The sequence below is a fragment of the Mitsuokella apri genome (assembly GCF_051886055.1).
GTDB lineage: Bacteria > Bacillota > Negativicutes > Selenomonadales > Selenomonadaceae > Mitsuokella.
Genome location: NZ_JBJEXT010000005.1, coordinates 1 through 14,891, shown reverse-complemented (window position 1 = coordinate 14,891; position 14,891 = coordinate 1). Strand labels below are relative to the sequence as shown.

At 50.9% G+C, this 14,891-nt stretch carries 12 protein-coding genes; 7 read left to right on the top strand and 5 right to left on the bottom strand.

Features of this window, described 5'->3' with window-relative positions:
* Positions 1-1,506: an IMP dehydrogenase gene (locus tag ACI4OH_RS00325; RefSeq protein WP_439783914.1), complete on the bottom strand. Its 1,506-nt coding sequence runs from the start codon at positions 1,504-1,506 to the stop codon at positions 1-3.
* A gap of 215 nt (positions 1,507-1,721) precedes the next feature.
* A complete protein-coding gene (locus ACI4OH_RS00320) occupies positions 1,722-3,263 on the bottom strand; it encodes a capsule assembly Wzi family protein (RefSeq protein WP_439783913.1) in 1,542 nt (513 codons plus the stop codon).
* Positions 3,264-3,732: 469 nt separating this feature from the next.
* On the opposite strand from ACI4OH_RS00320, the gene ACI4OH_RS00315 reads away from it, so the two are divergent.
* The 7 genes from ACI4OH_RS00315 (at position 3,733) to ACI4OH_RS00285 (ending at position 12,670) form a co-directional block, all read left to right on the top strand.
* Positions 3,733-5,514 carry a cache domain-containing sensor histidine kinase gene (locus tag ACI4OH_RS00315; protein ID WP_432647120.1) on the top strand — a complete coding sequence of 594 codons (1,782 nt, stop codon included), beginning with the start codon at positions 3,733-3,735 and terminating at the stop codon, positions 5,512-5,514.
* 16 nt (positions 5,515-5,530) lie between these two features.
* Positions 5,531-6,469 (top strand): sugar ABC transporter substrate-binding protein, encoded by a 939-nt coding sequence (locus ACI4OH_RS00310; RefSeq protein WP_432647121.1) that lies wholly within the window; start codon positions 5,531-5,533, stop codon positions 6,467-6,469.
* Between the two features lie 55 nt (positions 6,470-6,524).
* A complete protein-coding gene (locus ACI4OH_RS00305) occupies positions 6,525-8,072 on the top strand; it encodes a response regulator transcription factor (protein WP_435721423.1) in 1,548 nt (515 codons plus the stop codon).
* Positions 8,073-8,280: 208 nt separating this feature from the next.
* On the top strand, positions 8,281-9,288 hold the full coding sequence (gene iolG / locus ACI4OH_RS00300) for an inositol 2-dehydrogenase (protein WP_435721384.1): 1,008 nt from the start codon (positions 8,281-8,283) through the stop codon (positions 9,286-9,288).
* A 72-nt stretch (positions 9,289-9,360) separates the two neighbouring features.
* Positions 9,361-10,140, top strand: a complete 780-nt coding sequence (locus ACI4OH_RS00295) for a TIM barrel protein (RefSeq protein ID WP_432647123.1) — start codon at positions 9,361-9,363, stop codon at positions 10,138-10,140.
* Between the two features lie 63 nt (positions 10,141-10,203).
* On the top strand, positions 10,204-11,634 hold the full coding sequence (locus ACI4OH_RS00290) for an MFS transporter (protein ID WP_435721383.1): 1,431 nt from the start codon (positions 10,204-10,206) through the stop codon (positions 11,632-11,634).
* A 202-nt stretch (positions 11,635-11,836) separates the two neighbouring features.
* On the top strand, positions 11,837-12,670 hold the full coding sequence (locus tag ACI4OH_RS00285; RefSeq protein ID WP_435721382.1) for a hypothetical protein: 834 nt from the start codon (positions 11,837-11,839) through the stop codon (positions 12,668-12,670).
* 401 nt (positions 12,671-13,071) lie between these two features.
* Here the strand turns inward: ACI4OH_RS00285 and ACI4OH_RS00280 are convergent, their stop codons facing one another.
* The 3 genes from ACI4OH_RS00280 to ACI4OH_RS00270 form a co-directional block, all read right to left on the bottom strand.
* Positions 13,072-13,776, bottom strand: coding sequence for a M48 family metallopeptidase (locus ACI4OH_RS00280; RefSeq protein WP_435721381.1), 705 nt, complete (start codon positions 13,774-13,776; stop codon positions 13,072-13,074).
* Positions 13,777-13,808: 32 nt separating this feature from the next.
* Positions 13,809-14,396, bottom strand: a complete 588-nt coding sequence (locus ACI4OH_RS00275) for a hypothetical protein (RefSeq protein ID WP_435721380.1) — start codon at positions 14,394-14,396, stop codon at positions 13,809-13,811.
* 63 nt (positions 14,397-14,459) lie between these two features.
* Positions 14,460-14,696, bottom strand: a complete 237-nt coding sequence (locus tag ACI4OH_RS00270; protein WP_432647128.1) for a DUF1653 domain-containing protein — start codon at positions 14,694-14,696, stop codon at positions 14,460-14,462.
* Positions 14,697-14,891 lie beyond the last annotated feature (195 nt).

Sequence of the window (14,891 nt, the reverse complement as noted above, 5' to 3'; positions counted from 1 at the left end):
TCAGTCGCGGCCGAACTTATCCTTGAGGATGACGTCGTGCGAACCGCCTTCGACGATACTCGTTGCCGAAACGAGCGTAATCTTAGCTTTTTCGCGCAGCTCCGGCAGCGTCAGAGCACCGCAGTTGCACATCGTCGAGCGGATCTTGGCGAGCGTCGTGCTGACGTTGTCCTTGAGGGAGCCGGCATACGGAACGTAGGAGTCAACACCCTCTTCGAACGAAAGCTTGCGGGCACCGCCGAGGTCATAGCGCTGCCAGTTGCGCGCACGGTTGGAACCTTCGCCCCAATACTCTTTGTAGTACGTGCCATTGACCTTGACCTTGTCCGTCGGGCTCTCGTCAAAGCGCGAGAAGTAACGGCCGAGCATCAGGAAATCAGCGCCCATAGCGAGGGCCAGCGTCATGTGATAGTCGTGGACGATACCGCCATCGGAGCAAACCGGGATATAAACGCCAGTCTCTTCATAATAACGGTCACGCTCAGCGCAGACATCGATGAGGGCCGTAGCCTGGCCGCGGCCAATGCCCTTCGTCTCACGCGTGATGCAGATGGAGCCGCCGCCGATACCGACTTTGATGAAGTCAGCGCCAGCCTCAGCGAGGAAGCGGAAACCTTCAGCATCGACGACATTGCCGGCGCCGACTTTGACATCGTTGCCGAAATGCTCGTGGATGTAGCGGAGCGTAATGCGCTGCCACTCGGAGAAGCCTTCTGAGGAGTCGATGCAGAGGACATCTGCACCGGCTTTCAGCAGGGCCGGAACGCGCTCTGCATAGTCGCGCGTGTTGATGCCGGCACCGACAATGTAGCGCTTATTGTCATCGATGAGCTCAAGCTCATGCTCTTTGTTGTCCGTGTAATCCTTGCGGAATACCATGTAACGCAGGCGCTGGTTCTTGTCGACGAGCGGCAGCATGTTGAGCTTATGCTCCCAGATGAGGTCATTGGCCTTCGTCAGCGACGTCGTGTCTGCATCGGCATAAACGAGTTTCTCAAACGGCGTCATGAAGGACGAAGCCGGCGTATCAAGGCTCATGCGCGAAATGCGGTAATCGCGGCTCGTCACAATGCCGAGCAGTTTGCCCGTCGGCGTACCGTCTTCCGTGACAGCCATCGTGGAATGGCTCGTCTTCTGCAGCAGGTCGAGAATCTCGCCGAGCGTCGTCGTCGGTTTGATGTTGGAGTCACTGCTGACAAAACCAGATTTGTAATTCTTGACGCGGGATACCATGGCAGCTTCTGCTTCAATGCTCTGCGAACCGTAAATGAAGGATACGCCGCCCTCTTTTGCCAGTGCAATGGCCATCGTATCATTCGAAACGGCCTGCATGATAGCAGACGTCATCGGGATATTCATCGAAATCTTCGGCTCTTCACCCTTCTTGAACTTCACAAGCGGCGTCTTAAGAGATACATTATTCGGGATACATTTATCCGAGGAATACCCCGGAACGAGAAGATACTCTCCAAACGTGTGTGATGGTTCTTTGAAATAGAATGCCAACGTAACCCCTTCTTTCTTGAATACTGAAACCTGTCTCATATATATTGTTGCTAGTTTACTATAAAGGAGAACGGCTGTCAATCTCCTTCTTAAAACTTTGTTTACAATGTTACAGCAAATATAAAAGACACGTTTGTTGCCTGCGGATTTACAGCTTTATTATATCACCTGCAGGCATCCGGCGTAAAGAATGCAATTGCGCTGCAGCCTGTTTCTCAATACTGCCAGCGGGCCACAGCCGAAGCAAAGATATCCCTGTCGCTGCACTGCGCATAATCGGCATGCTGAATTTTAGCAAGCCCCAGCGAACCATCTATAAAGAAATGGTCCTGCAGTTTGACGCGGCCAGTCAGGGCAGCTTCGTAAACGTTTGGATGATTTCCGAAGCTGCGGTCCATCTCCGTGCGCATGACGTACGCGCCAATCTGATTCTCGCCCGGCAGATAATGGTTGATGCCCAGATAATATTTTTTTGCGTTATTGCCCATGGCATCGCCGATGATATCATCGCTGTAGGTCCAGCCATTCTGGTATTTCTGATGGACATACCATGCAGGGTCGGTCGAGGCATATTCCGTGGTCATATCCCAGGAGCCGTCTTTCGCAAGCTGCGGCAGATACATGCCAAAGCGGTAGCCGCGGTCCGTCGGCTGCAAGCCGCCGGCATCCTCACCGTAAATCTCGCCGTAGAAATGCACGCCTGGCAGCCGCACGCGGAAATCGCCGCCCGCAATATCATCCCAGCGGTCTTCTCCGGCATTGTCATTATGTCCCGTCAGCCAATGGCGCCAGTCCGACTTCGAGAGCCCATTGCCATCGCCGCCGAGCATCGAGACGCGCATGAGGCCAAACGTAAAGGCCTTTGACGGTGTAAAGTCTGCACGAAGCCCCAGAAGTCCTGCATGGTCGTAGTCTGTGCGTCCTGATTTTACACGGTCTTCGCGGTCACCCTCCAATTGACCATAAAATGCATGGTAATTCTGCCTGCCGAGGAAACGGAAGAAGCCGCGCACCGGCACATCATCTTCAAGATGCACCTGCACAGCTGTCAGCGGCTTCATCGTATTGTCCAAAACGAGCCTGCCCGTTTTTCCCTGCCCGTAGCTCAGTGCTTCGCGTCCAGCCGTATACTCGACAATACCGGTCTTGGTTTTAATATAACCTTCTTCCAGTTTGAGCTTTGTGTCGTCATCATCGTTGAAACTCAGGCGCGGCGTCACAGAAACAGCCGTCTTGTGACCGATATTTCCTGAAACCTCTGCCTTGGCCACGGCATTGAAACCATCGGCGTAATCATACCCATTCGTGCCGTTCCCAAAGGGCTGCCAGTGCGCATGGGGCTGACCATCCCCTCGTTTTGCACTCTGCTTATACGAAGAATGGTCGCTGTCATAATCTGCCAATTGCAGCGAAGCCTGTCTCAAGGCAAGGTCATCCTGCTTCGCCCTGCCCTGCAGCGTATCGATTTCAGCAGCAAACGACGCATGCATCGCGGCGAGCTCGTCTGCCAGATATTTTGGCATTGGCTTCGTCTTGGCCTGTTCTTCCGCCTGCAGCACCCACTTTGCCATCTGCAGACGGCTGTACGGCCGCGCACCATCCGGCAGGGAATCGATATAGCCCATGCCGCTGAGTTTATCGACGTAATCATAATAAACACTGCCGACCGGCACATCGGCTGTCACGGCCTCAGCACCAGCCAACCCCGGCATCGTCATAACTGCAGCAGCTGCTGCCAGCATCATCATTTTCTTCATTAATATTCATCCACCCTCTAAAAAACTTGTCAGCGCATCTTATTTCTGTGATAGCTGCGATAGCCATAGATTGTTCCTGCAAGAATAAACAGTACAGCCAGCAGGCCCAGCAGCTGCTCTGCTAAGACGGACATTTACTCTCCCTCATTTCCTCACTGTAGAATCTTGTTTTAGCATGAAGTTAAAACAAACAGCATTAAGCATATCCATTATATCATCAAGATGGTACGGATTCCTCATTTAAAAAAAATTTTTGTTTTACACGACGCCGGCAGAAGGATTTTCGTATTCAAGCGCGAAAAATGAAATTGGATAGTGGTGATAGACTATCCGATCCCTCGCAGCCGGTATCCTTTCACTTCCCCGGCTGCCTTTGGCGGCTGACTCCCCCAATTGTCAGCCGCTTCTTTTTGCCCCGCTTTTACGGGCTGGAAAATAATGCTGTTTTTATGAAAGAAGATGACTGCCGATGGAAAATTTCATTCACAACAACCTGCGTCTCCGCACCTTTGCTGCGGTTATGCTGGTGAATTTTCTCGTCATTCTCGTCATCTCTATCTTTTTCCAGCAGCGCTCACTGTCCTTCTTCGAACAGGAATACGCCGATGCCCTTTACGAACAGGCACAGGCCAACGGCAGCCTTATCGACAGCGGCTGTCAGTCACTCTATCAGACTGCAGCAGATGCCGCCTATGACATGACCATAAGGGAAAAACTCTCTGCCTCAGACAATAATTCCCCAGAGACCGCAAAGGAAATCGCAGCCATCCTGCGCGCCTATAAAAACCGCAATCCTCTGATTGACCGCGTCAGTCTCTACGAACCTGTTTCCGGCCGGCTGATCCGTTCCGATGAATATCACGCTGTCATGATACTTGACCCAAATAAGGAAGGCAGAAAATGGCTGGATACCATCTGCCAGCAGCAGGGCCGCCAGCCCTTCCTGACCGAAGATCAGCTTGGCGCTTCTCCGCAAAAGGTTTATCTTTACCACCAGCCTGTATACGACAGGGACGGAAACATCCTTGCCTACCTGACCGCATCATGCAGTGAACGAAGGCTCTACTATGCCTACCTTGCTCCAGCCACACGGGAAAAAGAGAGCTCTGTCCTGCTCTATCACAAAGATGGCACCCTGCTCAGCGGCAGTCTCGCAGGGGAAGAGAATAATTCCGTACAAACTATGCTGCAGAGTAAAATTGCCCAAAATCCAGACGGACAGGCCACACTTCACATCCGCAATCAGGATTATGCCGCAGTCTGGCTGTCACTGCCTTTTTCAGGAGAAGTTTTCTGTGTGCTGAAATCTCAGCATGACTTTCACGCCCAGATTATCCAAATGCAGATTCTCTGTGTTCTTTCTGCGCTCGTCCTGCTTCTCTTGTCCGCCGTTTTTCTCTATTGGATTTCCCTGCGTCTGGCACGCCCTGTCGAAAATCTCGCTGAAGCCATGCAGGAAGCAGGGCGCGGCAATCTCGCTGTCCGCGCGCCTGTGACGGGCAGTGATGAAATTTCTTATCTGGCAAAAACCTTCAATGAAATGCTGCAGAAGATGCACGAACTCATCGAACGTCTGGCAACGGAAAAGGAACAGAAGAAAGAAGCCGAGCTCAAGGCCCTGCAGTATCAGATACGCCCGCATTTCATTTATAATATGCTCAATGCCATCCGCTTTGCTGCCATCATGCAGGGAGCACGCAATCTCGGCAAACTGCTGGCCGACTTTGTCGAGCTCCTGCGCGCCAGCACCAACCGCAGCGGCGTGTTCATCCCCTTGTCCGAAGAGCTTGACACCCTGCGCCATTATATTTCCCTGCAGGAATTCCGTCTGATGGATGCCTTTACCGTGCATTTCTCCATCCAAGACAATACACTTGCCTGTATTGTACCGCGCATGCTCCTGCAGCCGCTTGTTGAAAACAGCATCCTGCATGGCCCCTCCGCCACGCAGAGCTGCTGCCATATCGAAGTAACGGCCTATATCAAAAAAAATGCGCTGCACCTCATCGTCAGGGATGACGGTCAGGGCATGACGCCGGAACAAATCGAAGAACTTGAGCACAAAGCCAAGACCGGCAGACCTCCTGCCCATGGCGGTCTGTCGGGCATCGGCGTCCATAACATCATGGAAAGACTGCATCTTTATTATGGAGAGAAGGCCCGTCTTCATTACGAAAGCGACGGAAAAAGTTTCACGAAGGCGGAAATCACCCTGCCTGTTTCCCATGACGTCCATGAATACGAAATTTAAAGCAAGGAGGAATTCGATGCGCATTATGATGATGATTTTCATGACACTGCTCACCGGCATTTTTATCTTGCTTCTGCCCATACAGAGTCATGAAGATACCATTGCCCGTCCTACTTACACCGTAGGAGTCGTACTCAAAGCCATGGACAGCGAGCATTGGCTGGCCGTCCGTTCCAGTATGCAGGAGGCTGCCCAGCAAAAAAATATCCGTCTGATTGTCATGACACCGGAAAATGAATCGGCTTACGACGAACAAAACAAAATCATTGAGGACCTGCTTGCGGGCGGCATCGATGCCCTGATTGTCTCACCGGTCAATATCCACCACACGGAGCAATGGGTCAGGGAAGCTCAGGAACGCAATCTGCCGCTCCTGACCATTGACGAAAAGATTGCAGGCATCCCCTATGTCGGTTCGGATAACTATGCCATTGGCCAGACAGCTGCCAAGGAAATGGCGGCACATCTGCCCGTGGGAACGTCAGTCGGCATCGTTGCCGGCAGTGCCAATCAGGATGCCCATATCCAGCGCGTAGCAGGGTTCCGCGATTATCTCTCTTCGACCCATGCCCTGCATCTCGTTGATGTAGAAGCTGATGAGACGAAATACCGTCAGGCCACGACGGAGAGTGAGCAAATGCTGCGCCGTCATCCTGATATACAGGGACTTTTCGTAACGAGTGCCATGATGACGCTCGGTGCCATCGACGCCACGGAAACACACAGTCCTGCCGTTCACATCATCGGCGTCGACACACAGAATGACACGCTGGCAGCCTTGAAACAGGGACGCATCGATGCCATGATTTCCCAGGACGGCCATGAAACAGGGCAGCTGGCCATCGATGTCATTACCAGAATGCTCTCTGGCAACGGCGTTGACGAAAATAATTTCATCCAGAATGATGTTATTACGCAGGATAAAGCCGACGAGTATCAAATCAAAGAAGAATGAACACGTTGATACAAACAGACCATAGAAACACAGAGGGGGCTTCTTTTTGTATAAAGTGATTATTGCGGACGATGATTTTCTGGTCCGCACTTATCTGAAACAGATGATTCCGTGGAAAAAGCATGGATTTCTTATTGTCGGGAACGCTAAAAACGGCCAGGAAGCATTGGAACTCATCGAAAAAGAACATCCTGCCCTCATCATCACCGATGTCTGCATGCCAGTTTTAGACGGCATCGGCCTCATCCGCGCCATGCGCGCCCGCCATCTTCCCGGCCACATTCTCGTTCTGAGCAGCCACGATGATTTTGCCTATGTTCACGAAGCCATGAAACTCGGCATCGATGATTATCTCTTAAAAGATGATCTGACACCGGAAAATATGCTGACTTTTCTCAAGGAACATCTAAAGGATGCCCCCTGTGAATCAGAAAAAGAGGAAAGTCCGACTGCCTCGCCTGCATCATCTGTCTCAAACGTATCAAATTTCTCAAATGTATCAAAGGAAGAGCTGGCCCGCATCGGTCAGGAAAAACTCCGCCATGATTTCTTCTTGGCTTTCAGCAGACAGGGGCTTCTCCCAAGCGCTGAAATTCCCACAGCAGCAGAGCGGGCAGGGCTGCCTGCCTCTTTCCGCCTGGCAGCGGCCTTTTTCCTGCAGCTGCGCGGCTGGCAGGCACGCCGTCAGGCTCTGAACGAAGAAGAACGCCTCTCCTTTCATCAGGCTTTTGTCGAAATGCTCCAGACCTTTCTTGACCGCCATCGAGATACTTGCAAAGGCTGGCCCTTCCTGCTCGATGAAGAAAGCGGCTTCTGGGGGCTCATACTCATCTTCCCCGATGCCGTCAGCCGTGCCGCACTGCTGCCAAAGCTTTATGAAACGTCCCGTCACCTGCAGACTTTAGTCGAGCGGTACTTCGATCTGCGTATTTTGCTCGTGAAAACCGCTCCGCAGTCCGACTGGGCACACCTCATGACGAGCTATTGGGCACTGCTCACGAAAAAAGATACCTGCTTTTATCTGCCGGATGGCATATACACAGCTGATGAACTACCCGCCGCCAAATCGTCAACGTCATTATCCCCTGACCTGTCAGCCGAAAAATTTCTGCCATTGCTCGCCAAAGAAAATCTGACAAAAGAAGCCCTCCTGTCATGCTTGGAAAAAAAGTTTCCACAGCTCACAGAAGCCAGTTGGGCAGCATTACGACAGGCAGAAGATTACAAAGCCCTGCAGCAGGAACTCGGTCAAATGCTTGCCAGAGAACAGGCCGAAAGTCAGCTTCATCCGTCCATCCGCCAGGCCCTGCGCTTTATTGAAGAGCATTACCACGAAAACCTCATGCAGGCAGACATTGCCGCAGCCGTACATCTGAATCCGGCTTACTTTTCGACTTTGTTCAAAAAGAATATGAATAAGGGCTTCAGCGAATACTTAGCCGAGCGCCGCATTAAAGCCGTCAAGCAACGTTTAGCCGAAAGCACGGAACGCATCAAGGACATCGCTGCAGCGGAGGGCTTTGATGATTATCCCTATTTCTGCCGGCTCTTCAAACGCCTCGTTGGCTTGACACCGCAGGAATACCGCTCTCAAAAAATTTAACAATCCCTTATCCAAAAATACGACAACTCTTGTCAAAAAAAGACAAGGCTGCCGTATTTTTTTATGCCTATCCGTCCTGCTGTCAAAAATCAGCCAAGGAAATGACAAACCATCCAAAAAGCTCAAAAACACGTACAATAGATAATAAACTATAATAGTAACTGTCAAACGGAACAGCACTTATACAAATGAAAGAGAGGTTTTCATCATGAAAATTGGTATCATCGGCGCAGGACGCATCGGCAAGGTTCACATCCGCAACATTTCCCTGTTCGTACCAGACATGGAAATCAAGACGGTCGCTGACCCGTTCATGAATGATAAGACAGCAGCCTATGTCAAGCAGTTCGGCATCGAGAATGTCACGAAAGACGCTGCTGACATCCTGAATGACCCGGAAATCAAGGCTGTCATCATCGCGTCCTCGACGAATACCCATGCAAAATTCATCATTGAGTCGGCTAAAGCCGGCAAGGACATTTTCTGCGAGAAGCCAATTGACTACGACCTCAAGCGCGTTCACGAAGCCATCGACACGGCCAAAGCAGCTGGCGTCAAGCTGCAGATTGGCTTCTGCCGCCGCTTCGACCACAATCACCGCGCTGTTTACGATATGGTAAAATCCGGCAAAGTCGGACAGCCGCACCTCATCCGCATCAGCTCGCGTGACCCGGAGCCGCCATCCATCGACTATGTAAAAGTTTCGGGCGGCATCTTCTACGATATGATGATTCACGATTTCGATATGGCCCGTTTCCTCGCAGGCGATGAAGTTGAAGAAGTCTACGCACAGGGCTCTGTCCTCGTCGATCCGGAAATCGGCAAAGCCGGTGATGTCGACACGGCCGTCGTTACGCTCAAATTCAAGTCAGGCACAATTGCCACAATCGACAACAGCCGCCGCGCCGTCTACGGCTATGACCAGCGCGTTGAAGTATTTGGCTCGAAGGGCGTTGCCTTCAACGGCAATGACATCCCGAACACGGCACATTTCGCCGATGCAGATGGCACAGTCGGCGGCACGGCTTATCAGGTCATGTGGGACCGCTATGAGCAGGCCTTCGTCAATGAGATGAATGCTTTTGCCAAAGCCGTCAAAGAAGACACGGCTACGCCGGTGACGGGCGAAGATGGACTTTATCCGGTCGAGATGGCTGCTGCTGCTACGAAGTCCCTCAAAGAAGGCCGTCCGGTCAAGATTGAAGAAGTCCGTTAAAATACCATAGAAAAATAAGGCAGATGCTGGCTGTCACTGCCAGCATCTGAAAAATAATCAGGAGGAATCATCATGAAACGTTGTGCCTGCATCGATACACTTTATACGGAACTGCCCTTCGCTGAACGCTTTGCCGCCGCCAAGAAAGACGGCTTCGAGTCCGTCGAATTTTGGGACTGGCGCATCCGCGACCTCAAGGAAGTCCACGAAGCTGCCAAGGCTGCCGACATCAAAATCAGCGGCTTCAACGGCGATAACGACTACTCCCTCGTCGACCCAGAACAGAAAGACGCCTACCTCAAAAATCTCAGGGATTCCCTCGAAGCCGCCAAGACGGTAGGTGCTGAAACCGTCACAATCCATTCCAACGCCCTCGGCGATGGCGGCGTGGTCATCAATCATTACGATGAACTTTCTGATACCGTAAAACTCTGCTCGATGTACCGCACACTCGTGGAAAGCGTAAAACTGGCCGAAGAATACGGCATCCGCATGAATCTTGAGGCTCTTAACATCAAAGTCGACCATGTCGGCAATTTCCTCAAAACCACGCAGATGGCTGCCGAAGTCACGCGCCTGATTGGCTCTCCGTACCTCATGGTTCTCTTTGATGCCTATCACATGCAGTACAACGAAGGTGCCCTCTGCTACAATCTCGAGAAATACATCGACCAGATTGGCCATATCCATGTAGCCGACTGCCCGGGCCGTCATGAACCCGGCACAGGCGAAATCAACTACCATCAGGTCTATGAGACGCTCAAGCGCCTTGGCTACAAATACCGTGTGGGCTATGAGCTTTTCCCGAAGACGGATACCAAGACCGCTGTACAGGCTATCATGAAAGACTGATGAACTAAAATCGAATATTCACTTCATATTTGCTTGTATTATGAGATATGAGGAGGGCTTTTTATGAATGAACCGCAGCCAGCTGGGGGCACGCCGCCCACAGCAGCCGCACCAAGCCAGGCGTCCTCACAAAATGATGGCCGTCTTTCCTGGTTTACGCGCATTTCCTATGGCCTCGGCGACACAGCCATGAACATCGTCGCCGGTGCTATGACCATCCTGACTTTTTTCTACACCGACTACGCAGGCGTCGAGCCGACGACCGTCGGCCTCGTCTTCCTGATTTCCCGTATTTTCGACGGTGTTTCCGACCTCATCATGGGCTTTATCGTCGAGCGTACGAATTCAAAATGGGGCAAATCAAGGCCCTGGATTCTCTGGTCCAGCATCCCCTTCTGTGTTTCCATTGTCCTCATTTATACCGTCCCGCAGGGTTCGGACTTCATGAAGTTCGTTTACCTGTTCATCACGTACAACTTCTGCAATACCATCTGCTATACAGCACTCAACCTGCCTTACGGCAGCCTCTCGGCCATGATGACGCGCATCTCGCGCGAACGCGATATGCTCTCCATTACGCGTATGGCCCTCTCGCCAATCGGCAAAATCATCTCGATTTCCGCCACGCTGCCGCTCGTCAAAATGCTCGGCGACAATCAGGCCGCCTGGATCAAGGTCATGAGCATCTGGTCGGTACTCGCCTTCATCCTGCTCATGCTCTGCTTCACACAGTGCAAGGAGACCGTCGTCATCGAGGCACGCAAGAAAGTCAGCAAAGTCCCCATCCTGCTGTCTCTTAAATGCCTGTTCTGCAATAAGTATTTCTGGATGGCCATGACGATTTGGATGATGCAGTGCATCATTCAGATGGTCACGGGCACACTGCTTCCTTACTACTGCAAATACATCTTCCACAATGACTCGCTCTTCAGCATCCTGCTGCTCTGCGAGGTCATCACGACGATTGTTTGCACCATTCTCTTCTGTCCGAAACTCCTCAAACGCTTCGGCAAACGCAATATGTCCCTGATTGGCGTCACCGTCGCCCTGATTGGCCATTTGATTTACTGCCTGAACCCGATGAGCTTTGGCTGGGTCGTCTTTAGCTGCATCATCCGCGGCATCGGTTTTGCCCCGCTGAATTCCGTCATTTTCGGTTTTCTCGGCGACGTCGTCGAATACGGTCAGTGGAAATTCCACGTACGTCAGGAAGGCCTGATCTTCTCCGGCAGCTCCGTCGGCTACAAAGTCGGCACGGGTATCACCGGTGCCCTCATCACGGTGCTGATGTCCTGGTCCGGTTACATCTCTTCTTCGACGGCAGATGCCATTCAGCCGCAGTCAGCCATTGACATGATCGTACATATGTATATGTACGGCATGACACTCATCTGGGTCATCCTGATTGTCGTTCTGCTGCTTTATAAACTTGATAAACTTTATCCGCGCATCATGCGAGACCTTGTCGAACGTGAATCGCACGGTCAGCTTTGATCTCCCCCGCCAGGCTGTCTCCCCTTCCGACAGTCTGGCGTTTTTTATTGTAAAAGAATTCAAATCCGGATTCAGCAATGAACTTTCCTTCTTTATCCAGTTTGTCAAGTTCAAGGGCTTTACGAATTAACAAAAAAGTAGTATAATATTAAGTAATTATTTGTAAATGTAATCGTCTTTTAGATGGGAGGAACTTCTATTGATGAGCAGAATGAGAAAATTCCTGACAGCCACATTCCTTGTTTGCTGCGCAGTCGGCAGCACGACTGTTTCGGCATCGCCAGTCCTTAAAACGACGGCTCCTGCAGCGCAGGCTTCGTATCAGCAAAAAGCTGCTATGCTGCCCGGCACGGCAGGAACGTTCACGGAACAGGAAGCCAGTGCTGCTGTTCTGAGCAGACCGGCTGTCATCACTCGTCCTGTTTACAAACGCGCAAATACGGCTTCCGCATCTGTCCATTCCATGAATTCCAATTCAAAAATGGAAAGCAAAGTTGCGCCGCTTTCGCCGATGCATCCAATTTCTCCAATCACACCATCCGTGAAACTGCCTTCCATCATCCCGTCCATGCCTTCCGGAACGGCTCCGGATACCACGGAAGATGCCTATGCCATCCGCAATGATTTTGGCAAGAGCAATCTGATCAAGTGGAGCAGCGCTTACGGCATGAATACGCCGTGGAATGATAATGATGTAACGGATACGGCTGACTTCAAGCCTTCCACGATTGCCTTCCTCGACACGCTCAACACGTTCGCCCGTGATGCCGGCATTTCCTTCGTGCTGACGGGCGGTGCCGAATACGGCTATCATGCCCATGGTACCTACTCCCATGAGAACGGCTACAAAGTCGACATTTCCGACACCGGCGCTTATCCGGGAACGGAAGCTTATCGCGTGCTCTTAATGGCACTGGCTCCTTTCAAACATCACCTTTCCCACGAATGGAACAATGGTCATTATGACATCACCATTTACCCTGCGAACTATACGGGTTCCTACGAGGGTGCCGACCACGGCAATGACGATGACTAAACATCATTTATAAAGCAAAAAGAAAAACCTTCGGGAATCAGCTGCTCATCCTGATTCCCGAAGGATTTTTTATTTGCAGATAAAAATAAGGCCCACAGCAATGCAGGAATATTCTTCTCTCTTGCTATGGGTCTTACTTTATCCGTTTATATCCGTCTTTGTTATGCATGATTATGCATTCCAGCTGATGACTTTGCCAAAAGCTTCTACATTGATACGGGATTTGAATACGCGTTTTACGAGTTTCTTCATGATCTTCTTCCTCCTGTTTTTCTTTCTTTTGAGTACATGGTTACTATAACTCATTTATAAAAATACGTCAATACAGGATAAAAAAGAAGTTTTCTTGAAAAATTTCATTAATTTTATTTACATATAAAAATTCTGATTATTATATTATTTTATGAGTACGGCGAATTCAAATACGCTCTGACTTTTTTCCATTCAGGCATATAGTAGCTCATAAGTGCATAAAAATGCTTGTTATGATAGCGTTCAGCCAGATGAAGAATTTCATGCAGGATGATATAACGCAGGCAGAGCGGCTTCTTTTTCGCGAGTTCCAGATTAATCCAGATGCGCCTTTTGAGGATATTGCAGGTTCCCCAGCGCGTCTTCATCTGTTTCGTCCGCCATTCCGCCGCAAAAAGTCCTGTGAGCTGCTCGATGGCTGGTGCTGTTTTCTGAATGGCCGCCATGAGTTCTCTGCGATAGGCCTCCCGCAGCAGTCTCTCCCTCTGCCCGCACGTACTGCCGGCAGGAACCGTCAGCAATGCACGTGCTCCGGAAAAGGAACAGGCCGCCCGCCTGCCCTCTTTGACGACGAGAACTTTAGACTCCCCCCAGAGCCTTACGGTCTCGCCTGTCACATATTGATGCTGTGTTGACGGACGGGCTTTGATCTCGGTGATTTTGCGCCGCAGCCAGTCTTCATTCTCCCGTACAAAGCGCTCGATGGAGGCTTTTGGCATATGCAGGGGGGCCGAAAGCGTGACTTTTCCGTCCGGAGTCTTGACGCGCAGATGCATATTCTTGATGTGCTTGCGCTGCAGTTCAATCGCGATGCCGGCAATCCGGATATCCGTTTTTGTTTCTTTCATCTTCATGCAACCATTTTCCGATACAGATGAACGCGCCATCATTCGTCAAAAAGAGTCAGCTCATCGCCTACCGGGACCTGTGATGCCTCCGGAACGCCTCTGGCCGACTGATAATCCGCTTTGAGCTTTGCCAGCATCTGCGGAAAATAACGCTTGACCTCTTCCTTCGTCCGGAAGCAGTTGCCCGCCGCAAAATGCGCGTAGTCAGCAAACGTGCCGTGCCAGTTGCAGCCCTCTATTCTGCCGTCATCACTGAGATAATAATAATAGTCGGGCTCAGCCGGCAGGAATTTGTCCCAGCGGATGCGCCGTCTGCCATTTAAAAGCTCCGGCAAATATTCCGAAGCATCTGCAGCCTGCTTTTCTATTTTCTCCCAAGGCATTTCCTCAGAAAAATCCTTCAGGGCCGCTTCCTGCAGATTCAGCATATGCAGGCCATCCTCTTCAAGAAAAAACGCCCTGTGCGAAACGCCTTCCAGATAAAAGATTTCCCGCAGACCGACATGCAGGAGCTCCGCGACCGACTGCATAAGGCCGTGTCTGGCCTGCGTTCTTGCCATTTCCTGCTGCCAGACATAATCTTCTATCCGGCTTTTCTGCTCATCCGAAGCAATTTTATCATCCACTCGCTACGCCTCCCAGCAAAAATATCCTTTATTATATCATATCTGCCGGACAGAGCGAAACCATCACTGGAATTTCTCAAAACGGTACTTCTGCCCGGCCTCCGGGTATTTCTCGTGGTCGACTTCACTCATGAACATCAGGAGCGGCCGGACATAGACACCGTAGCTGCCGTACAGGGCACGGTAGCAGACCATGCGTTCATCCGTTTCCGTATGAATGACCGGACATTCGATGATTTCATAAAGATGATTCTTAAAGTGTCTCCAGATTTCCCCGTGTTTTGGCAGTTCCCTCGTCATAAAAATTCCCCCATTCTTTTTGCGATCTATCTGATATAGTACAATTCGCGGAAAAAACGCAGAATCCTGCTGCCTGCAAGGGCCATATCGGTCAGTCCTGCTCTTCTGGCAGAATACCGGAATTTATGCTAAGATGAAACCGAATAACAGCAGCGGCTTCGCAGATGTAAGATATGTTTAATACTATATATTTAG